This window comes from Paenibacillus sp. FSL K6-2524 (genome assembly GCF_038005525.1).
Classification (GTDB): Bacteria; Bacillota; Bacilli; order Paenibacillales; family Paenibacillaceae; genus Fontibacillus; species Fontibacillus anaericanus.
Window position 1 is genome coordinate 3687569 of record NZ_JBBOSP010000001.1, and the last position, 21990, is coordinate 3709558.

At 43.7% G+C, this 21990-nt stretch carries 15 protein-coding genes; 1 reads left to right on the forward strand and 14 read right to left on the reverse strand.

Annotated elements, in window-relative coordinates; all coding sequences use genetic code 11:
• Positions 1–38: 38 nt before the first annotated feature.
• The 8 genes from NST85_RS16925 to NST85_RS16960 form a co-directional block, all read right to left on the reverse strand.
• Positions 39–1475 carry a putative amidoligase domain-containing protein gene (locus NST85_RS16925; protein WP_341189891.1) on the reverse strand — a complete coding sequence of 479 codons (1437 nt, stop codon included), beginning with the start codon at positions 1473–1475 and terminating at the stop codon, positions 39–41.
• Positions 1476–1613: 138 nt separating this feature from the next.
• The gene (gene cotE / locus NST85_RS16930; protein WP_127190577.1) at positions 1614–2159 is read right to left on the reverse strand and encodes an outer spore coat protein CotE; all 546 of its coding nucleotides are present in this window, start codon (positions 2157–2159) and stop codon (positions 1614–1616) included.
• 482 nt (positions 2160–2641) lie between these two features.
• The gene (locus NST85_RS16935; protein WP_127190578.1) at positions 2642–3196 is read right to left on the reverse strand and encodes a stalk domain-containing protein; all 555 of its coding nucleotides are present in this window, start codon (positions 3194–3196) and stop codon (positions 2642–2644) included.
• Positions 3197–3304: 108 nt separating this feature from the next.
• Entirely contained in the window at positions 3305–4276 is a 972-nt protein-coding gene (locus tag NST85_RS16940; protein ID WP_341189892.1) for an aromatic acid exporter family protein, read from the reverse strand.
• Positions 4277–4381: 105 nt separating this feature from the next.
• Positions 4382–5197, reverse strand: coding sequence for an ABC transporter permease (locus NST85_RS16945; protein WP_127190767.1), 816 nt, complete (start codon positions 5195–5197; stop codon positions 4382–4384).
• A gap of 24 nt (positions 5198–5221) precedes the next feature.
• Positions 5222–6001, reverse strand: a complete 780-nt coding sequence (locus NST85_RS16950; protein WP_127190580.1) for an ABC transporter ATP-binding protein — start codon at positions 5999–6001, stop codon at positions 5222–5224.
• A gap of 28 nt (positions 6002–6029) precedes the next feature.
• A complete protein-coding gene (locus NST85_RS16955) occupies positions 6030–7037 on the reverse strand; it encodes an ABC transporter substrate-binding protein (RefSeq protein WP_341189893.1) in 1008 nt (335 codons plus the stop codon).
• Between the two features lie 121 nt (positions 7038–7158).
• Positions 7159–8676, reverse strand: a complete 1518-nt coding sequence (locus tag NST85_RS16960; protein WP_127190582.1) for a carboxypeptidase M32 — start codon at positions 8674–8676, stop codon at positions 7159–7161.
• Between the two features lie 130 nt (positions 8677–8806).
• Here NST85_RS16960 and NST85_RS16965 point away from each other — a divergent pair, with 130 nt between their 5' ends.
• Positions 8807–9388 carry a beta-class carbonic anhydrase gene (locus tag NST85_RS16965; protein ID WP_127190583.1) on the forward strand — a complete coding sequence of 194 codons (582 nt, stop codon included), beginning with the start codon at positions 8807–8809 and terminating at the stop codon, positions 9386–9388.
• A gap of 420 nt (positions 9389–9808) precedes the next feature.
• Here the strand turns inward: NST85_RS16965 and NST85_RS16970 are convergent, their stop codons facing one another.
• Genes NST85_RS16970 through NST85_RS16995 form a run of 6 tightly spaced genes read right to left on the reverse strand, consistent with a single transcriptional unit; the run spans position 9809 to position 21985 of the window.
• Positions 9809–12937, reverse strand: coding sequence for a GAP1-N2 domain-containing protein (locus tag NST85_RS16970; RefSeq protein ID WP_341189894.1), 3129 nt, complete (start codon positions 12935–12937; stop codon positions 9809–9811).
• The gene (locus tag NST85_RS16975) at positions 12934–14196 is read right to left on the reverse strand and encodes a TRAFAC clade GTPase domain-containing protein (protein ID WP_341189895.1); all 1263 of its coding nucleotides are present in this window, start codon (positions 14194–14196) and stop codon (positions 12934–12936) included. The genes NST85_RS16970 and NST85_RS16975 overlap by 4 nt, the downstream gene beginning before the upstream one ends.
• A gap of 15 nt (positions 14197–14211) precedes the next feature.
• On the reverse strand, positions 14212–14847 hold the full coding sequence (locus NST85_RS16980) for a beta-mannanase (RefSeq protein ID WP_127190586.1): 636 nt from the start codon (positions 14845–14847) through the stop codon (positions 14212–14214).
• 18 nt (positions 14848–14865) lie between these two features.
• The gene (locus NST85_RS16985) at positions 14866–16143 is read right to left on the reverse strand and encodes a vWA domain-containing protein (RefSeq protein WP_341189896.1); all 1278 of its coding nucleotides are present in this window, start codon (positions 16141–16143) and stop codon (positions 14866–14868) included.
• Positions 16144–16193: 50 nt separating this feature from the next.
• Positions 16194–18596: a transcription initiation factor TFIID gene (locus NST85_RS16990; RefSeq protein ID WP_341189897.1), complete on the reverse strand. Its 2403-nt coding sequence runs from the start codon at positions 18594–18596 to the stop codon at positions 16194–16196.
• Positions 18596–21985, reverse strand: a complete 3390-nt coding sequence (locus NST85_RS16995) for a tubulin-like doman-containing protein (protein ID WP_341189898.1) — start codon at positions 21983–21985, stop codon at positions 18596–18598. The genes NST85_RS16990 and NST85_RS16995 overlap by 1 nt, the downstream gene beginning before the upstream one ends.
• Positions 21986–21990 lie beyond the last annotated feature (5 nt).

Consider the following 21990-nt stretch of genomic DNA (forward strand, 5'->3'; position numbering starts at 1 on the left):
CATTATACCAGAAAGAGAGGAGTGCTTACGAGGGGGTTTTATATTTTCCAGTGTCGCTTAATGTCCGTAGATTCGTCCCAAGTACGTCCTGAAAGTACTGCTTCTAGAAATGGAGCAATATAGTTCTCGTAATGAGAATAAGACTCCACGGATGTAATATCTTCGATTAACGGATTAAGAATGTTACGAATTGCGTCTTGTTGTCCTGCGTAAAAGGCAAAATAAATTCTGTCATCTTGTAATGGTCTTGCCGTTAATGTCTCTACGTTCTCCGCTATAAGCCGTGAAAGAGCCACGACACCTTTGGTGACGAGGGGGGAAATTAAAAAGCTGGGTAAAGTGCGGTATTCAAAACCGCCATAGGCTTGAAGGCGGAAATCACCAAGAAATCCATAACGTGGTCGGCGACGGAAACTACGTTTGTCTTCTAGTACAGATACTAACAGCGCTAGATAGTTATCAAGACTACGTAATAACTCGGCACTCAGTGGTATGCCACTGAAGTGTAAATGCCCTCCAAGTGGGAAACCTTGTTGGGGCATGCCGCCTGCCTGCCAAAATAGCCCTTCATCGGTAATGGCCACCCCAGCAATCTTGAAAGCATGTAGCAAATGAATCATCATTTCACGAGGCTCCCTTGCAGGTGCAGGACGAAGCTCGGCAAGAGGAAACAACAATTGCCCTTGTATCCGTAAGGAGTCACAACCAGCCTCACCCTGACGATTTAGATATCTCGATGCTGGTATGACCCTACTTCGGGAATGATCATAGAGGAGAAACTCAGGATCCATTCCTATTAGTAGTTCCCTTCCCACTGGAAGTTGGCTTAGATTCATTAGCATCTCTGCCATCGCATTGGCAAACAAATCTGCAGTCCCAACACCTCGCATATCAGGGGTCACCGAAATCTCCTCCACGGTGAATTTACCTTCTTCCCCAGCCGAGATTACTAACTCACCCATATCCAGATCCAGTGCATACAACGTCCGAACAGCGGTTGACTCTAGGCGTCTCCAGAGCACCGATGGAGTGTCTGATTCATCTTCGCTACTCCAAGGTGGTAGAATCCCCGCCTTACCAAGCGGTAGAATTTGTAGCGCCTTTAAGTGAAAAACCCGAACAACAAAACGTCTTAGATAATTACCCGCATTCGAAGACACTCTCCCCGAAAGCTCAGTAGTTATCCCACAAGCGTTCAGGCGATCCTTCCATTTCTTCACTGACTTGCTTCGAAAGATCTTAGCATTCTTGTTGATGAACCGCTCTTGGAGTTTAGTCGCGAACTGAGCATCCGGTGGTCCGAAAGTAATCCATTCCCAGGGGGCGTCCTCCACATCCCCTGACTGCTGCGTAATTGCCGGACTATGAACAACGTGAAAGGAACTCCCACAGGAATCTAATGCCTGCAGCAGCATTCTACGGGATGGACCAGACTCCATCCTAATTTTCAATATCATAACGGACTCCTGGTTCATGTCTGTCCCCTCCTCAAACGCAGAAAACATGGAACAACCTAAAAATTAATAAAATAAAAAAAGAGGGCGAACGCCCTCGACGACGCCGCCCTTGCTGCATATATTGCACTATCATCATAAAGCACGGCTTACTACTACTTACAAATCGTCGTCGAGGAGATCCGGATCTAAATCCTCGTAGTCCCCACCGTCTGAACCGAAGTCAAAATCCTTGTCTTCGTAATCGCCGCCAGGCACGACAAGAACATTAATCTTCGTTTCAGCAACCAGTTCAACGGAGAATTCGCGTTCCACTCGAATTGCAACGCGACCATCTCCTGTCACACTTGCTTCAACAGTGCTTGGTTCTTGCGTTGCCTCCGCAGAAACCTCCACTGTTGAAGAACGATGTCTGTTGTCAACAAAGTTTAATGGCACGTTCTCTACATAGGAAATCGTTTCTTTGGCTACTTCGGTCTGTGAGTTCTTGTCATAGGAGTACCAGATGTTGATATCGTAAGTACCAATAACTTCAATTCCGTCACCGGCTGCAACCGCTTCATACTGGTGGTTGATAATCCAAGCCCCCAGGATACTCGTCGGTTTGTGAGGCGGAGTCACGGTATGTGTTACGGTAGAGAACTTACGACCCTTTCCACAGATCGCTTTCGTTATAATCTCTCTACTTTGATATTTCAATGACATGTTTGAACCTCCTCCATACATCATTCACTACAAGTGTATGCAGGACATGGGCGAATGTTGATTACCTTACAATAAATAAATATGTATAGATAATAAAAGCCTATAGAATAGCGACTTTTCGCTATATTTACAGATCAAAAAAAAGAACGTACCCTGAATTGTATTCCAATTCATACAGGTACGTTCATTAACTTTCGGCTCAAAACCAAAATCAACCTAACTTTCTTGCCCTTATCTTTTTAGATCGGAAGTAAATCCTCTTTATCTCCGATTTCTTTTCGGCAATCCTTACATAAACCTTTAATGATTCCTATGTTATTGGCGTAAAAAGTTAATTTCTTGGTCTCTTTACATCGGGAACACTTCTGGGTGGATTCATCTTTTCTGAGCTTTTGTTTACCAAAAATAACAGCCGCCTCATTTCCATCTGTTATTTAGCATAGCATCACCGAATAATGGGCTAGACCCTCATCCTGTGATCCTTAATTTTGCAGTAATTTTAGAGCTGCTTCTACTTGTTTAAGTTCATTATTGAATTTCTCGATCAGTGCATCTTTAGAAGCCAATTGCTCTTCTTTCTTCTTCAGCGCTTCAGCTGAACCTGATTTTTTGAGTTTCTCGATCTCCTCAACCAATTCTGCACGCTCTTTAAGGGTTGGAGGTAGCATGTCGTTTTCCAATACTTTTTTTGAATCTTCTAACTGCTGTTTAGTTCTACCGATAAAAATATTCGTTGTGGATGAATCAGCATTTCCCGATGTTTCTTTACTTCCCGCGTTAGTCGTTACGGTAATCGTTTTGCCGGACACTTTAACTTCAGCTCCGATAGCATCAGCAAAAGCTCGTACAGGTATATTTGCCCTACTATCAATAATAGCGCCTTTATCAGTCAGAGTCTTTGAGTCTACAATGACCGTGTATTCGCCCGTCACTTTTTTTCCTATTAAACTTTGGACTTGCGCCGCTAACGCACTACCTGATGTTGTAATTAACACGCCGATTAGAATTCCACTTAATAGATACGTCCATTTTTTCATAGCTACTGACCTCCGTTAGTATCGTTAGGTTAATCATACCATATCATTCAGTAATAGTTATTACGATAGCAACTATAGTCAGAGTTTGTTTAACTTTATACCGGCCATTCAGTCCATCTCTTTCCTAGCTTGGAGCTCCGCTGGTGATTTATATTTCTTGGCGATATTCAGATATATCCCTAGTTCACGACACAACTGCAATATAGAAGATCGCATTTCGAACTCATCACGAGTTGACGGTAACTCCATCATTTTAAATTCCGCTTGCATTTGATCAAGTAAATACTCCGTCTTACCCGTATAGGTTTCATCGATCACATCGATACTAAGTTGGTCGAACAATATGGCTGCGACTTCTCCTTGCGGCATCCGCTGATAAACTCGAGAAATGAGCTCCAGCATATATTCAACCCGTTCTAACTGCTGCTTTCGCATATAGAAGTATACATTCCATGCATCGTTTGGATTAATCATCTGATTCTCTAACGCATGATTTGCAGTGACTTGACCTTGCGAGATCAAACTTTCTGCTTCGATCAATTCTTTACCATCCCATACATGATAAGGATCACGTAAAGTAACTGCTATTTGCTTAAAAATAACAGCGAACAGCTTGTCCACTTTACATCGAATATCACTGAGCCTATGCTCATGCTTCGGCATGTAAGCGAAATTGACGATTGTTGCGTACCCTAGACCGATTATAAGTAACTCGATTTGCGTAATCATGATATGCATCGATAATGCTTCGCCAGTAAATACGCGAAACACGACAACGGAACTAGTCACAATTCCTTCCTTCATATGAGCTCGTGACATTAACGGAAAAGCAATCAGTATGTATACAGCTAATACCCAGTAATGAAAACCTAATAAATAAAAAATTCCAAATGCGAGTAGCAGCCCTAACACTGAAGCAAAAAAACGTGAAGAAACGGTATGGAGGCTACGTTTACGAGTTACATCCACGCCGAGAATGGCCAATAATCCAGCAGATAATGGGTTTTCCACACCCAAAGCATCAGCGGTCAAAATAGACAATAGCGTGGCTATCGATGTTTTGATCACCCTAAATCCCATGAAACCACCCTTTTCTCTAAGCTGTAAGTTATACGAAATATCCTACTTGATTTTATTTGTTCACACAATGACAGATTGTCCATATAATTTGCACAAAAAGGAGCGTTACCGCTCCCTCACCAATTTTCTTTCCACATATACGACTAACTGATACATTCCAGTAGCCACAACTGCAATGATGACTAGACTGGACAATACCAATGTGAAATTAAATACCTGGAATCCATATACGATCAAATATCCAAGACCGATCTTTGCTACTAAAAATTCGCCTACGATAACACCCACCCATGCCATTCCGACATTTACTTTAAGCGTTGAGATGATCGTCGGAAAAGAAGCCGGTAAAATGGCCTTAGTAAATACATCGCGGCGTTTCCCACCAAACGTTGCAATAACCTTGATCAGGTTGGAATCCACCTCATTAAAGCTATTGTACACAACTAAAGTCGTTATAATCACAGTGATCGACAGTGTTGTCATCACAATTGCGGTAAATCCGGCGCCAAATAGTACGATAAAGATTGGACCCAGCGCTACCTTAGGCATACTATTGAATACAACCATATAGGGATCAAGCACTTTGGATAAGAATGGTGACCACCAGATCAGTACGGCAAGCAGTGTCCCTAAAAGAGTTCCTAGCAGGAACCCCACAGCAACTTCACCAACCGTCATGGCTAGGTGTGGCCAGAGTTCTCCACTAGTTACATCCCTTATAATTTGAGCACCTACTTTGGAGGGATAACTGAAGATCAGCACATCAATCCATTTCATACGCCCTGCTAACTCCCATAACACAATAAAAGATAAGAGCATCAGCGTTTGAACGGTTAACACCCAGAACTTCGTACGTCGTTTCTGTAACCTGTGTTGTTTCCATTTCTCGTGGAGCCACAGTTCTCGCTCTCCTACGGACATTTTGGAATTGCTTCGCTCCAATAGCTATCCCTCCTTTCCATCCGAATCTTCTAGCTCTCTCCAAATTTCATGAAAAAGCTCATTAAAACCTGTCTCTTTTCTCGCAAAAAACGGTTGTGTTCTAGCGATATTGTCCGGAATATCGAAGATCCCCTTTATCCTCCCTGGTTTAGCCGCTAACACAATCACTCGATCACTTACAGCAATAGCTTCCGATAAATCGTGGGTCACCAATACCCCCGTCTTCTTCCGTTGTTTCAGGGTATCCACAACAAGATCCTCGAGCTGAAGCTTAGTTTGGTAATCTAACGCTGAGAAGGGTTCATCAAGCAGGAGTAAATCGGGATTCGTCGCAAGTGTTCGGACCAGCGCCACTCGCTGACGCATGCCTCCTGATAACTGATTGGGATGCAGCTTCGCCGTATCCGCAAGCCCCATTCCATCTAATAGTTCAAGAACAAAATCCATGGTCTCGTTATTCAAACGCCCTGTAAGTTCCAAGCCCAACTGCGCATTGCCGAGTATGCTCCGCCAAGGAAATAAATAATCTTGTTGTAACATATACCCCACTTCTGGCGATGGACCTACAACAGGCCTGCCGTGAAGAAGCACCTCTCCACTAGATGGAGGTATCAACCCGGCTATGAGGGATAGAAGCGTGGTTTTGCCGCATCCACTAGGACCGACCAAGCTTATGAACTCACCTGGGGCAACCGCCAGATTCATCCCTTCCAGGGCGAGTACCGCTTCTCGCCCTGTGACATATACGAGATCCACGTCTCGTAGTTCGACGACAGGCGCCATGGTTGACACGCTCCTTCCTTAAACGCCATTATTTATCGGATGCTACCGCCGAATCTGCAAATGTATTGTCCACCAGCTTCTCCGCCGGAACCCGTTCTTTTAATTCTCCGGCACTTTCCATGATATCAAGCAGGTTGTTCCAAGCTGAATCCGTAAGTGCAGGTGATTCAGCATAGGATCCTTGCTCCAAGTAGCGTTTCACGGCACTAGCCAAAATCGCTTGATCACTGTCCTTGAAGAATGGTGAGATGGTCTTCGCTGTTTCTTCTGGTGAATGCTCCTGAACCCAGAGTTGAGCTTTGTGAATGGCATTAGTAAATTTCTGTACAACTTGCTGATTGTCTTTAATATAGCTTTGCTTTGTCATAAACACCGTGTATGGGAGCTTACCACTCTCCGTACCAAACGAAGCTACAACATGCCCTTTCCCCTCAGCTTCAATGATGGATGCTTGTGGTTCAAAGAGTTGTACGAATTGACCCGTACCAGAAGCAAATGCTGCTGCTATGTTGGCAAATTCAATATTCTGAATCAGTTCAAGATCGTTATGAGGATCAATCTCATGTTTCTTTAGCGTGAATTCTCCAGCCATTTGTGGCATGCCACCTTTTCTTTGGCCAAGGAACACGCTCCCTTTTACTTTAGACCAGTCAAAATCACTCATTTCTTCCCGGGACACCAGGAATGTACCATCGGTTTGTGTAAGCTGAGCAAAGTTAATGACAGGATCTTCCGCACCTTGTTGATACACATAAATCGAGGTTTCCGCTCCAACCAATGCAACATCTATCGCACCTGATAACAATGCAGTCATCGTCTTATCGCCACCTGGAGTTGTCTGAAGCTCTACATTCAGCCCTTCCTCTTTGAAGAATCCTTTCTCTATCGCCACATACTCCGGCGCATAGAAAACCGAACGTGTTACCTCCCCAATCTTAACCGTAGGCAACTTGTCGCCACTACTTCCACATCCACCGAGGATTAGAGACAATAATACTAAAGCTGATATCAATGACACAGCATAACGTTTTAACATTTCGGTTCACCTCTTCCTGTTCAAATAGCAAGGCCATACTGCAGTGTATGCGCCTGCCTAGAAAAAGGTTAAGAAAGCAAAATCCCCCCGCCTAATTGGCGAGGGGATGTGAATATTAAGATTATATTCCGTAAATAGCTTTGTACTTTTCTTCTAGATACTCTGCCAAATAATCCGGATTTAATTCTTCTCCGGTAACTTTCAGAATAATCTCAGATGGTCTCAAGCTCTTACCATATTTATAAATCTTATTCGTGAGCCACTCTTTGATCGGTGTAAAGTTACCTTCTGCGATGAATCCTTCAAATTGTGGTAACTCTTTACGAAGCGTATTGACGATTTGTGCTGCATACATATTTCCCAGCGCATAAGAAGGGAAGTAACCAAAAAGCCCACCCGACCAATGCACGTCCTGTAGTACGCCTAGACTATCATTCGGCGGGGTTAAACCAAGATACGAACTATATTTTTCATTCCATACTTTAGGCAACTCACTAACCGGAAGCCCTTCGTTAAAAATTTTCTTCTCGATTTCATACCGAATAATAATGTGCAAGTTATAGGTTAATTCGTCCGCCTCAATGCGGATTAATGAGTTTTCTACTGCATTGATAGCTGGGTAGAACTGATCTACGGTAATATCTTTTAACTGTTCTGGGAAATGCTGCTGCAGATCACCATAGAACCGTTCCCAGAATTGCCGACTACGGCCAATAAAGTTCTCCCATAAGCGGGACTGGGATTCATGAATACCCATGGATGCACCTTGGCCAATTGGAGTTCTCGCTAACTCTGGACTGATATTTTGTTCGTAGAGCGCGTGGCCCCCCTCATGCAGTGAGCTAAATACTGCACTTGTCACATCATCTTGCAGATAATGTGTCGTGATTCGAACATCACCTTGATTCAACGTGATTTCGAACGGATGTACACTCTCATCTACGCGCCCAGCCTCAAAATCATAACCAATTTGCTCTAACAAGAAGATGCCAAATTTCTCCTGCTGCTCTTTGTCATACAACTGTTTCAGAAAAGCGGTATCAGGCTTCTTGTTTGTCGCCTTAATCTTATCAACAAGTGGGACTAGACGATCGCGAAGTTGACCAAATACTTGATCTACCTTCTCAACGGTTAGATCCGGCTCATACATGTGAAGCAGCGTATCATACCTTGTATCTTTAGGTCCCCAATAGTCTATAAATTCCTGCGTTTTAGCTACGATTTGTGTCAAGTATGGCTCAAATCCGGCGAAATCACCATTTTCCTTGAAATCTTCCCAGAGCGTCTCCGCATGCGCAGTAAGTTCCGTATATTCACGGTATTTCTGAGCGGGAATTTTGACACTACGATCGTACTCTTCTTGAGTTTCTAACACTATTCTACGCTGAGTTTCACTAAGTTCATTGATCACAGTTGCGTGATTCAAGTAAGACAGATATGCCCCCATCTCACTTGAGGTCTGCAACTTGAATGCCTCAGTAGATAATAGACCGATTGTCTCCGAACGAGTCTGAACTCCTTTTTTCGGCGCACCTGTACGTAAATCCCATGCCATCAAAGAAACGGCCTCATTATAACTATTAATTTTGGATAAAAGCTCAGTAAATAATTGCCATTGTTCAGCGGTTTCCTGTTTCATAAGCTAATCCACCTCTTATAATTTTTTTATGTACACCTCTTGATGATACTTATAACAAAACGTATAATCAAATTTTGAAACAAACTTTTTTTGAAAAACTTACACAAACCTATAGAGGAGGTAGACAAGTATGAGCCAAGTTCAAACGATTTTGGAATACAATAAGAAATTTGTTGCCGATAAGGAATACGAGCAGTATATCACGGATAAGTACCCCGAGAAGAAAATGGCAATCGTTACATGTATGGACTCAAGACTTTTCGAGCTACTTCCAAAAGCAATGAATTTACGCAATGGTGATGCCAAAATTATCAAGAATGCCGGTGCCATCATTTCCCAACCTTTTGGAAGCGTAATGCGTAGTCTGCTAGTTGCCATTTACGAACTAAATGCCGAGGAAGTATATATTATCGGACACACAGGTTGCGGTATGGCTGCGCTAAACTCCGAACATATGATTAATTCCATGAGAGAAAAAGGGATTTCAGATGACGTACTCAATACCTTGGAAAACTCAGGGATCAAATTGAAAAAGTGGCTTCGCGGGTTTGACAATGAAAAAGAAGGTATCATTCGTACTGTTGAACTAGTCAAAAAACATCCTTTGCTTCCCTCTGGAATCCCTATCCACGGTATGTTAATCGACTCGATGACAGGAGAACTTGAACTCATCGTTAATGGTTACAATGATCAAGAAGGTTTGGATGTTTAATTTGTAATCAATTTGGATCAACCCCACAATCAGTGCTTGACGTATTAAGACATCAATCTTAGGGAACTAGAAGACATTATTTGGAGTTATGAGACTCAATAGAAATTCTAACGGAACTGAAAGACCTTACTTCATCCAAATGATGCTCTAGTACATGAATTATGATGAAATAACCTCTGCTAGTTCCGTTAAAATCCTAAACGGCTGAATAAGCTGCAAATAAGGTCGCTGAGTTCCGTTACAGCGATTCGCACTCTTCTTCGATTGATGGTCAAGCGCTGATTTTGGTTTTGAACCATACCTTTTAGAGCAAGCATAGAGGAACTACGCAAATTAAAAAATGGCAAACCTCCGTGTATTGGAGGCTTGCCATTTTTAATTTTAAGTTCCTTAGTGGCTTGCTGTGAAAAGGTACTTTACTTATTCTTTATCGCTACTATCAGTTTTACCATTGGCAGCACTATTGTCAGCACTATTTGTACTGTTCTCCTTGGTGCTGTTGTTTGTAGCGCTGTTATCAGTATTATTTTTATCCAAATTACTGTCTGGGTTACCAGCGTTGTCCGTGCTGTTCGGCACGATCCATTCTGTAATGGCGTACACTTTATCTTGGACTGTAATCAGGCTGCCAACTGGAATATCTAGACTACGACCTAACGGAACAGTAACTTTCCACGGATACGCAGTTACCCCACTCTTGGCCACATTTCCAGGTTTGACATTTAATAAGGAAAATTGCTGTTTCTCTTGTCCTTGGATCTCTACAAATAAAGTCCCTGGATCAAAAGCTAGACTTGACGCCTCATCCTGAAATAAAAATACGAGTTGCGTCATTTCCCCTGAATTTACAACTTCACTAGCAGATGTATCATCCCCAGCAGCCCCGTTACCAGCGACATTGTCAGGAGAATCAACAGTTTCTTGCTCATTGGTTGGGTTAGGGTCAACAGGCGAATCTGTATTTATATCAACTTGATCGCCTTCAGGCAGCTTGTCCTGCTCTTGACCATGCAATGGCTGATCCTGAGAACCATCCACTGGTTCATTGTCGACAATGCTGCCCGCGACCTGCTCAGCATAAACGATCACACCCGTCTCGAGAGTTGAGGTGCCGTTAGGATTATTCGTAACGATAGGTCCTGCCTCCGTACCCCCATCGAACACTCCCAGGTTCTTCATTGTCAGTAACCCTACTAATACTATAGCTAGGGAAAGTACCACAATACCTGAAGTTAGAAACAGTTTTTTGCGGTTACCGGCCACAAATTGACTCAAAGGTGATGAGAGATCGAATCTAGCCTTTTCAAATACCGGCTCTAGCGCCGCACCAGCTTTGGAGAAGTACCTATTGCGATAATCGCGATTTTTGAAGGCGTTCTGATCATTTTTGTTAAAATACGCCAATATGGCGGTAGTATACGCAGGAACAAGTCCCCTTGGTCGAGCGAAGAATGGATGCCCTTGCGACCAGAGGAAGAATTCGTAAATGGTCTCTTTATCTGTCGCATTTTTTCGTAAAAATTCTAGAAGTGAACTGTATTCCACAAAGCCGATTTCTGTTTCTCGATAAAAGCCTAATACCAACTTGCTAAAATAATCGACATTCACTTCACTCTGCAACCATTTGCGGCCTAACTGCTGGACTCGATCGATATCTTGCAAGGATAAGTCAGAAAATATCTTCTCATCCGGTTGCGCCGATGTGAACCACTTGTACGCAGCAGACAACACCATAGCATTACTGTACAAGCGCTGATCCAGTTGATTTCTCCCCAGTTCTACTCCATCACACTGCTTCATGAAGTCAGCGGCCAGCAATTGCTCCTTACTAAGTTTCTCCAAGTCGATCTCACTAAGTAACACTCGGATGGTCGTCGCACGCAATAGATCCAATATCGTCGAATTAGCAGTGCCTCTACCTGTTGTCTGTTGTTGCGATTCTCTCCTAAGTTTGCTTATAGCTTCGAATACAGCATTTACGGCAGGTAGAAGCACTGGCTCATCCCGTAATTTCTTACCTAAGGCAATCTGCGCAGATTCCTGAAAACACTCATTATGAAGCACGTCTGGGTGGGATGCCGACCAATTTTGTACTAGGTTCAGTACATTTTTGCTCTTCTGTAAACTCAGAAACTTCTCCTGAATATATGGTTCAAACAACATTCGTGCTAACCCATCATTACTCAAGATACTATCAAAGAAATCTTTTCTAAGCCCAGGACTCTCTTCAATTATTTCATATATTCTTATAGAGAGATCCTTACGATTATGCGCCAGCGCATTGTTAACAATCCGAATAAAATAACTTACAATTTTGCCCTTTTCATTGCCCGTGACGCCATATTTGCTAATAATTTGGTAATAATCTCGGAAGTACTCTGCAACGAGTGGATCTGGAACTGTTCCCTGCCGTACTTGGTCAAACTCCCGATCAAATAAACTCATGAGCAAATCATTAAGTTGCATTCTTGAGTCTAGTGCACCATCAGGTTTCAAATATTCCATCAGAGCTCGTAGAGTTCCCGCTTTATCCCCTTCGTACAAAGGGTCATTCCCCTGTTCAATTTCAAACAATACGGTAAGTTCATTGTAGCTTGCTACCGCTGTTTTACGAATCCCCATCCCCTTAAGCATATCGTCTGCGAACTGAAGAAAGGGCTCCAGTATATGAAGACGGTCCAAATGATTCCACGCAAAATCTATATAAGGATGTCTTCCACTCCAATCCACATTCGTGGAGCGCCCCGAGCTCAGATCAAAGATGAATTCTTTCTCTAAGCTACGATCATTCGCTCTCAGGCTTCCACGCTCAACAAACTGAAGATGAATAAACTTCCGGCTTTGCGGTTCCTTTGCATAAGTGATAAACCCAAGCCGTCTACGGAATTCGTAAGGCAATACCGCATATAGCAGTTCCAACAAGCGAGTTGCCTGCTGATCTATTTGCTCAGGTGGTACATCAAGCGCCACATATACCTTTTTACGGCCCTCCCCACAGGAGGTCATAACCGCAAGCAATAATTGTTTAAACATCTGCTCATCCATCTTGAGCTCGCTCAGCAGCTCTCTCCAGGAGGATAACGTTGTTCGACCGTCAGAACCATTCAGCGGTAAGTCCTGTAATTCAGGCAACTCACTACCATTTGCTACATCGTATTCTTTGAAAAAAGCCGCGGCGAGCCAGTTGCTGTAACTTTTCACAAGCTCGTCCGAGCGCTCTGCAGAAATGACATAATTATGAGTCAGGAATGCACTACGTAGACCTGTAAAATCTGCTGGCTGATACACACTACGTCCCAATACCGTTTCGCCGGTTTCCGTATGGAACAGATGAAGCGCCTCTGGATAAAGCGTTCCGTCCTTCTCACCGCGTGTAGTCAACTCCGCCGGAGCGTCGTATGTACAGAACGGATGAAGTATTTTTTTGATAAACGAACTATCCAATCCTGCAGATTTAGCCACCGTATCAAAACCCTCAGCAGAGCGAAACAACCCGTGCCGTTCACGAGTATATATCTGCTGCTGAATAGGGAGAGAGACTGGTTTCAATGGGCTTCTCTCCCCTCAATATAGTTCAGTTTGTAGAGTAGCCAGATAAACGGTTCGTCCACTCGAATTGGACTGACTACACCCTGCAGCTTCTGATCTACTGGATTACTTCCGAGTGCAGAAACGGCAAAATAAGCAGTGTCCTTAAAATAAACATCCATCGTTCCTTTGAACGGACGGTCTACTTTTTCAATAAAGCGACGGATCTCGCCGTCAATATTTTGAAATTCAGCAATATCGAAATTTTTGCGATGGACTACATTATTAAAAATGTTGCTGTTTGATTTGATATACTCGCCATCTTCGTCTTTCAACGAATGCAGCATATCGCTCTTGGTCAGCACCACAGCCGTAGGAATATCGGTCTTTCCTTTATCTTCATAAGCGATAAAATCCCCAAACATCGTCAAAACTACATCACGAGGCTCATCATACTGGGACACCCATTCACCTGGTTTATCCCCCATGTTAATATGAATCTTCTCGCGGATAGAACGAATTTGCAGTGGATCGACCATGAACAATATACCCGATGAATTTTTAATATGCTGACCCTGCAGTCCTAAGTAATCTTGATCGACCATACCTTCCCCAGCCACATCGAAGAACACCAGTGTCAGCGGTGGTTTGTTCTCATCTTTGAACACAAACTGAAAAATAAACGGCTCTTGCATCCGCTCTTTTTGAGTAGAAGCTAATAAATCTCCACGTTCGAAGAGTGGTTCCTCATAGAGCGTCCGGAATTTACGGCTGATCTCTGCATTCAGCGGCATACAAGCCGCGTCAAAATGATCCGCTGTTGTATTCTGCAACGTATGGATCAAAGAGGTCATATAGACCGATTTACCGACCTGTGAAGCACCAATAATTGAAATAATGTTGCTCGGCACCTGCCCTGCCGTCACCGGAAGTTCATTATGACATTGTGGGCACAACCGCCGACGAGTGATTTTTCCATATCGATCGTTAAGACCCGTAACAACATTATCAGTATAGATCCGATGTTCCTCTGGAAAATCCTGTGGACGCAATATCGCTTCCATATCATAAACGGTGTCCAGACCGAATCGTTCTCTATATTTGTTAAGGGGTTCATCCTCACTCAGAGCATAGTCTTCATCATCTTCCCGATGGTGAGTAGCCCGGAATACAACCTCTTCAGGTGAAAATTTACTGAAGCAATAAGGACATACAATATCATAAAAAAGCGGCCGCGGTGCGGCTTGAGGCTTCTTCTTAAACATATCAAAAATACCCATATCTATTTCCTCCTCTTACTCAGGCAGCAACTCATAGAACTGCCCGAATTTACGACCGTCTGTAAAAAACAAGCGAACAAAGTCATCTCTTCCTACTTCGATGGCAGGTAGATCATTTCTACCTGGTGCGAAATCTCGAAGGAACGGATACTGAGTTCCATCCTCTCTATTGGAAGGATAACCACCCTGCTTCTTCACGTAGCAGAGTACCCCGCTTGGAACCTCACATTCGGTTGTCACGGAGATATACACCGTTTTATATTTACGAAGTAATCCGCTTTTATGACGAATGGAGTATCTAATTCTCGTTCGGCCAGTACTGACCGCAATCGAATTTTCTCCATCTTGCTGTTGAATTAACTGCATCTCACCATCTTGTCTCTTCGCTCCATATACAACATAGAGGAATTGACCGATGACTTCGATCCGCTCATGATAGCCGTTATTTGCCTTATACTCTTCCCTTGTATATAGTTTGAGACCATCTGCAGAGATTGGTGTGTCGGGGCTGTCACCTGCGGCTACCCTGCGGATATATACAGCCTGAATCCCTTCAGGCCAACGCCACCATAAGCTGCAAATATCTTCACCGACTTTGTAACGGAGCTCAGTAATGGCATCGGCAACGTCTTCCGGTTCTATAAACCGCATTTCGCTTTCCCCCCGCTACTAGAATCCTTTGCTTTGATTATCACGTCGACGCGGATTGAACCCGCCTCCTGTATTCTCTTCTGTCCCGCTTCTACGACGCCCAGTAAATCCAGTGCCTTTATCTTTCATAGGTATAACGAGTGTGAACAACGTAATAACTGCGGCGAGAATCAAACAGGCTAACAGCCTGACAACTCCATCTTGGAATGCTGATCCAGAAAGGCCAAACTCAAGTACCATCCCCGCAATAAGTCCGGCAACCGCCCCACCTGCGCTAAAGCTGCGCGCCAAATAGCGATTATCAAACAACAGTCCAAGTGATAGTCCCATCGCTGCACCTATCAGCAAGAGCGAGATGATCCGCAGCACCATATAATAACTACTGTTCTGATTCGTACCCGTACGTTCAGTGATCAGTGTACGATCATCTATGTTATCGTAGATTTGTTGAAATACCATGGACACATTGGCTGAATCAGTTACATCGTAATACCTTCCGCCTGTACGGTTTGCAATGTCTTGCAACAGTCCTGAGCTTTGTTGATTCGTAAGTCCAAGTCCTATTGTGTTAACAATGGTACCTCTACTGACATAATCGGCAAGAGCCTGCTCTGTATTCACTTCACTAACCCCATCGGACAACAGAATCGCCATTGCCCCGCGGTTAGATCCTTCCTTACGAATCTGTTCCATCGCTTCATCCAACGCCAGGCTTATGTTCGTCCCGCCATTGGTAGATTCAATATTCTCCAATTGAGAAATAACATCATCCTTGATTGATTGATTCTTCAGCCGGACAAATGGCTGCAGTAACTTCGGCATATCATCAAAGAGAATTATTGCCGCTTCCTTATCGCTGTCCATACTATTAATCAAAGTCTTAGCCGCTTCGTAACGAGCGTTATCCGGATCAGTCTCTTGCATACTTCCTGAATTATCTATAATGAGGACGATATCCTTAATTGCCTTCCGTCCCCCGATATTCAGTTCATATACAAACTCCAGTGCAGTACCTACTAGAAGTAACAGTACTAGTGTTACGGGCACTAACATCTTCCACGATGTGCCCATATATCGTTGCCGCCATGACGAACCGTTCAGTTTGGGGGAGATCATCTCCGCGAGCAGGCATGCTACACCGATGCAAAATGCAAGCAACCCGAAATAACAACCAATCAATAACACGGTTGGCATCCTATCCGAATACTCATTCAGCAAAATTTCGCCAAATGCAAACCCCACTCCGCCTCCGATTAGACTGAACAACAACATGAGCCCATTGATTTTACGTTGCATGTTTTTGGTATCCTTTCGACTAAAAAAATTGTTTCGTACCCGCTACGCCACTACCGCAGTGGTGGCAACTTCTCCAAGTCAATGCCGTGGAACTCGTAGCCATTGTCTACATACGTTTCGTAGTACATTTTACCATTCCGGTAATACAACAAGTCCTCGGGATGAAAACCACCCATCAAATTCAGTTTCTCCACCCCGCTACTGCGTTTCTCATGTAGACAGCCTAATCTATACATGCGAGAAACTTCGTCGGCGGCAAAAGCGTAGCGGATAAATTCACTGTCGAAGTCCCCAAATAAATATTTCTCAACATAACGATGCTCCTGCGTGTAATCGTACAATCGAAGCTGTATTGCTGCGTTATCCTCCAAGGTCTGATACAGCCGTTTGAACAGTTCGTCCTTGGATAACACGGCTTTGTTATCATAGTTAATTGTCACATTAGAACGCTGAAGCAGTTCCTCTTCGAATGTTAGTGCAAAGTGCGGGGAGGTTAACAGCAAGTTACGGCATACCGAGATTAATTTCTCGGTCAATACTACCAGCCCTTGTTCCAGCAATTTCATCGGTTCTCCCAGATAATGCTCCTCGAAAAAAATGTGATTTCCACGTTTGCTCTCGATTTGTGTCATCAGATCTTCAGTTACAACTTCATAGTACTCCATGATATTCTGACCGATATACCCATCCGTACGGGAAATACTGTCCAGTGCAGCCTTCCGAAGCCAAGTCATGAGCAAATCTAGACTCTCAGCAGACTCCTTATATTGACGATGTAGGCGCTCAAGTTCACGTTCGTACCTCAATAATAGCTTTTGCTTCATTTCCAGCTTAACAATCTCCACTTTTCTAGCATAAACCGAACCGAACAAATAACGAATGAACCCTCGTAGATTATGTTTATCCATGAGTGGAACCCGTTGAAAAGGTTGATCTTCAACCCTTCCTTCCCTAAGTCCCTCCAGTTCGCCTCTTGCGTTCTCTAGATCTGCCGCTATTTCACGTCTTAGCGTCTGTAAACTGGAGATGACTCCTTCTGAAACATTAGCCTCATCACTCCAGTCTCGGACATGAAATAGACTGATACCGTCATGATGCTTCAATCCTTGTCTTACCGCCTTCGCTATATCCTCAGCAACGTTGATAAGATCAAGTCGACGCTGGGCAGCTTCCACATAGTTCGTGTGAAAAAATGCTCCTGCACCACTGCCAAAGACCGCTTCCTCGGCTTCAAACATCGACATGCCCCGTATAGCCGCATAGCTGATGTTGTTACTCATCAATCCCTGCATCTCCGTAAGTCCGTCAACGCTAGGAACCACCGCTTCAGCCATAGCTGAGAGCGTCGCCGGTCCTGCGCCAAAGAACTCAAGTCTTTCACTCACACTAAGACTCGTCTTGGATTTCATTCGATCCAGTAGACCGTGATAAAAGTGATAGAGTACTGTTAAAGCTATCGGTTCATGCGGCCGCTTTACTTTCGAGAAACCAGCAGATACATATCCCTGTCTTCCTGATTCAGCCATCAAATTATTCTTAAATGAAGTATTGTTATAGCTTGCATTATTGGCACTATAAACCTGATCTCTAGGTTTACGGTTCTTCAAGAGACTTACATGACTAATAATCTCATAACAATTCTGCAGTTCATGATCTAATGTCATACCTAATTCATTCTTGTCGGATAACATATATACCAGATCAAACAACGGTGAAGGTGAATGATGAACTGGAATGGATAGCCCCTCTTCTGTCACATGCAGATTTGCAGTATAGGAATACGACGGATCCTGTATGTGATCCAATTCCCGCAGAAAAGCCATACCTACCCCGCTGGAATACCCTACACTTTCACGTTCACTGATCAAAGCGTATAGATCACTTTGTACCGATTTGAACGACTGACTTAGAATGGCACCAGCCAGTAATGTAATTTCCGGTACCAATACATTTAGTGGGTCATCGACCCGCGTTATGACTGAAATATGAATGCGATCAAAGGAAGCATATAGTCGACCGTACTGCGATATAGCACTGCTGATATTGTGCATTGCCATATTGAGTTCGTATAGTCCTTTTTCATTGCGTTGAAATTCCTGATACAGGTCACGACGAACAGTCTTCCCTTGCTCCGCAGAAATCTTGGGAACAACAAACTGCGTCAGAGATGAGGACCTGCCTTGAACACCACCAGGTGGAGCTGACGCAGAAGATTTCTCCTGCGTCGTAACTTGAAAGTACATAACGCCATCGCTGTTATCCCATTTCTTATTATTCATGGCCATGACTTGCTCAGCCGCTTCCGCCGACTTATCACCGATAAACAGAAACAAAGCGGGGTAATGAATGCTGCTCTGATCATCGCCTTTACCACTTAGATTCTCTTCCGCGCGGTCATAATCTGCTGTATAACTATCCAGCAGATTTTTGATGTCTACCTCCGCCCGAACCATTATTTCAGCCTTCTACGGATATCATTCAGCTTTGCTGTCACTTGCTTGTAGAACTGATACATATCCTCACCGTTTGCATGCTCAACTTTCTCATACTCCAAAGTGTCGCGCGCTTGCGAAAAGCTGTCACTAAGCTCATTCAATGTAGCTAATAAAGGTTCGATATCCTCCGAAGCGGTTAATTCCGCGCTACGACGTGAAGTCTTACGCAGCAACGTAGCCCGGTTCTTGTCTTCAAGACTGCGGAATTGAGTGAATACTTCATACTCGACATAGTTACGGCTCTTCATGAGATTTGCGAATGGCTCCCATGCCTCTTCCTCTGCATCACGATCATATACATATAGGGCACCCTTTTTTGTGATAGTACCTGTATACAATGATTCAATGAACTGCTCCAGCAGGTTCTCTTCATCCTGATATTGCCCAATTAAGGTCTCCAGCTTAGCAGCCATGTCTGCAATGGCTTCATACTTAGATAATTCAGCTCGCACGCGGGCGATCAGTTCTGGCGAACGGATCAAGTTCTCCTGAGCAAGCTCCTCATTAATACTACCAAAGATATCTTTAACTCCTTCACGCTCCAGCCCCTCGGAGAGCAGGCGTTTCAAATCTACTAACGCTCTCTTCACTTCTCCTAAATTCGGCTTAGTATTATCAAGGCGCATGTCGTAAGTTTGAAGTTTCGATGTCAAATCGAATGGCTTGGTGAATACCACCGCATAGCGTGTGCTTGTGTTCTGATCGATCCCTTTCTCCACAACAACATTAAGAGCACGTGCCCGTGCGAATTCATCCCGCACTCTAGCGTTATAACCCTTCACACGAGAATTGGTGTATACATCACCCCATGATTTTTCCGGAATTGGCGAAGGTAGATATGTCCAGTTGTTCTTATCTGTCTGAACCAGGTGGCGTCCAATTCCCTCTTTATCAAGAATCGTCCGCTCGTAACTTTCCTCATATACTTTCAGCGGTGTATAAACATAAAGCGGAACCCCATTGCGTGTGTTTAACCAGAAGATCCGGTTCTTCACTTGGCTTTCCTTCACCGTGAAATGCGATTTGCCAACAGCATTATTCTGATAATTACGAATCCCTTTTAAGATGTTTGGCGCCTGCACCGGTACTGAGACAAAACCCCATGATGGGAAGTGTAAGTTCCCTGTACTGTTCGCAAGATGGAACACAGGTACAGCTTCATCGTCTAGTTTTCCAGCGATAAAACGTTCTACCAACTTATCAATTGACTCTTCCTGGCCATATTTGATAACTAGGAAATCTTCCATAGACTTCGTAATCAAATCACCAAATTTATCACTCAGAAACTCAGAAATCGAACGAACAATGTCAATTTCCTGTTCCTTAACCCATTGGTTCGAGTTATTCAATAGTTCGTTAGAGAAATCACGGATCAGGTCATCCACATCCTTCTGATCCATCAGACTATTAACAACTTTGGAGATGTCCGGAACACTAACCAAATTCCAATAGTACGTCTTGTTCCCCTTATGGTCAGACTGTTCTTCTCCAGCGGTCAAAATATCGCCGTTCTTAGCAAAGATAGAGCTTAGTGCATTCAATATTTCAGTGAACACACTGTAAATCCGATTATTCTCCGCATTAAGTAGCGCATATAAATCCTCATAGAACTCAATTAACTGCTCGGTCCGCTCGACATCCGCATGGAGCCAATACTCATTTATTTTAGCTTCGATGTAGAAGTTCTTCTTCTTATCTTTGGATACAAACGCGCTCTTGGCGTCACCTAACTTCTCCGCAGCTTGATCCTGCGCAGCCTCAATATCCCGCGGAATATGAAGCAGGTTCTCGCGGAGTGTTTCGATATAGGACAGCAACATTTTCAGTAGGCAGAAACCCTTTTCTGTATAAATTAAACGTGATACATAGAAAGGTCCTTGCTCAGGATGTAGAAACAATCGACGCACCTGGTCACTAAACTGCGCAACAATTTCGCCTGGCATTTGCTTTTTGGCCTTAATATATTCTTCACGGGCACGGGCCAAGAAGTTCTGTTCAAGTTCCGTATCAATATTTACGACCTGTGATTTGATCACATTGTTGTAACTGAGACGTTCACTGTTCTGATAACCTGGCAGCGGCTCTGGCACACGAGACTCGAAGGTTTTCTCCATACTATCTAGATCTAGTCCTAGCTTACGAGCAAACTTCTCAACATCCTCTTGCGTAGGTGCCTTCTGGAACATCTTATCCATTTTGTCGAACAGACGATATGCCAAATACGTAGTCATCTCTTCAATAGGTAACACCGCCGAAGAAGCACCGATAATGTTATATTCGTAATTGGCTGGATATAACTTGTTCATCTGAGCAATATTAGTGCGAATGTTACTTATATAATCGTGAATAGCGAATTCTTCGCCCGACTGCTTCTCTTCACTCGCCATAAAGTTAGTAATGTTCTCTGCCGTTACGTTCATGCAGTAATCATAAGCATTCTCAAGCAGTTTGCCTTCCGTGTTCGTTGCTGAGATAAGATGACAAAGATTAAACGGCGGCAGTGGAGAATTCACCGTCAGAATGTTGCCATACTGCTGTTTGAAGCGTTCGCCTCGGCTATCCACATTCATCCAGTAATCCAATTCCTTAAGTGCAGCATAACCGTTCTTCTTAATATATTCGCGTGTATGTTCGCTTAGGCTTTGATTAGATAGATTGATATCCGGTGTAAACAAATACCCTAGCGTATTAACACGGTCAATCCCCGCGGAACCATGATCTCTTTCAATAATCCCCCGAACAATATAGGCGATATCGAGGAAACATCCACTCCCTGTCCCCCCTGACAACCCTGTTAGCAGAAACACCATCAATTTCTTGTTGGTGCCTACCGATAGAGTTTTGATCTTCTTATCAATAGCTTGAACCACTTGGTTTATCTTCGTAAATAGCAATAGTCTTCCGGCCTGACGAACACCAGCAGCTCCGTTCATACCATCGGTAATACTTAGCTCGGGTGACAACCAGTCGGTAATATAAGGCTCCAAAATACTGCGGTTTTGCAAAAGACCGCCGATCTCTGCATTGGATAGAAGTACGAATTCATTGATTGGATCAAGCCCAATCCCTTTATACCGTTTGGTGCGATCCTGTTCATTGGTCTCGAAGGCTAGGAATTCCACATTGTCTGGCTTTTCTTGTTTCTTCTTGGAGAGCGGATCTTCCGGCAGCTTAAATCGACGGTTGATTTGATACTTCAGACGAAGCAATGCGTCGATCCCCGTACCACCCAAACCAATAATCAGAATTGGGTTATCAATTGTATCCACTCGAATTTTGTCACTGACAATACCGCCCCCAAGTGAAACATCGAGTTGCTGAATGTGCTCTCTTACGATTGGCTTCATTTCAT

Coding starts and splice junctions, on each gene's coding strand:
- NST85_RS16925 (WP_341189891.1), bottom strand. CDS start 1,475: ATGAACCAGGAGTCCGTTATGATATTGAAAATTAGGATGGAGTCTGGT.
- cotE (WP_127190577.1), bottom strand. CDS start 2,159: ATGTCATTGAAATATCAAAGTAGAGAGATTATAACGAAAGCGATCTGT.
- NST85_RS16935 (WP_127190578.1), bottom strand. CDS start 3,196: ATGAAAAAATGGACGTATCTATTAAGTGGAATTCTAATCGGCGTGTTA.
- NST85_RS16940 (WP_341189892.1), bottom strand. CDS start 4,276: ATGGGATTTAGGGTGATCAAAACATCGATAGCCACGCTATTGTCTATT.
- NST85_RS16945 (WP_127190767.1), bottom strand. CDS start 5,197: ATGTCCGTAGGAGAGCGAGAACTGTGGCTCCACGAGAAATGGAAACAA.
- NST85_RS16950 (WP_127190580.1), bottom strand. CDS start 6,001: ATGGCGCCTGTCGTCGAACTACGAGACGTGGATCTCGTATATGTCACA.
- NST85_RS16955 (WP_341189893.1), bottom strand. CDS start 7,037: ATGTTAAAACGTTATGCTGTGTCATTGATATCAGCTTTAGTATTATTG.
- NST85_RS16960 (WP_127190582.1), bottom strand. CDS start 8,676: ATGAAACAGGAAACCGCTGAACAATGGCAATTATTTACTGAGCTTTTA.
- NST85_RS16965 (WP_127190583.1), top strand. CDS start 8,807: ATGAGCCAAGTTCAAACGATTTTGGAATACAATAAGAAATTTGTTGCC.
- NST85_RS16975 (WP_341189895.1), bottom strand. CDS start 14,196: ATGGGTATTTTTGATATGTTTAAGAAGAAGCCTCAAGCCGCACCGCGG.
- NST85_RS16980 (WP_127190586.1), bottom strand. CDS start 14,847: ATGCGGTTTATAGAACCGGAAGACGTTGCCGATGCCATTACTGAGCTC.
- NST85_RS16985 (WP_341189896.1), bottom strand. CDS start 16,143: ATGCAACGTAAAATCAATGGGCTCATGTTGTTGTTCAGTCTAATCGGA.
- NST85_RS16990 (WP_341189897.1), bottom strand. CDS start 18,596: ATGGTTCGGGCGGAGGTAGACATCAAAAATCTGCTGGATAGTTATACA.
- NST85_RS16995 (WP_341189898.1), bottom strand. CDS start 21,985: ATGAAGCCAATCGTAAGAGAGCACATTCAGCAACTCGATGTTTCACTT.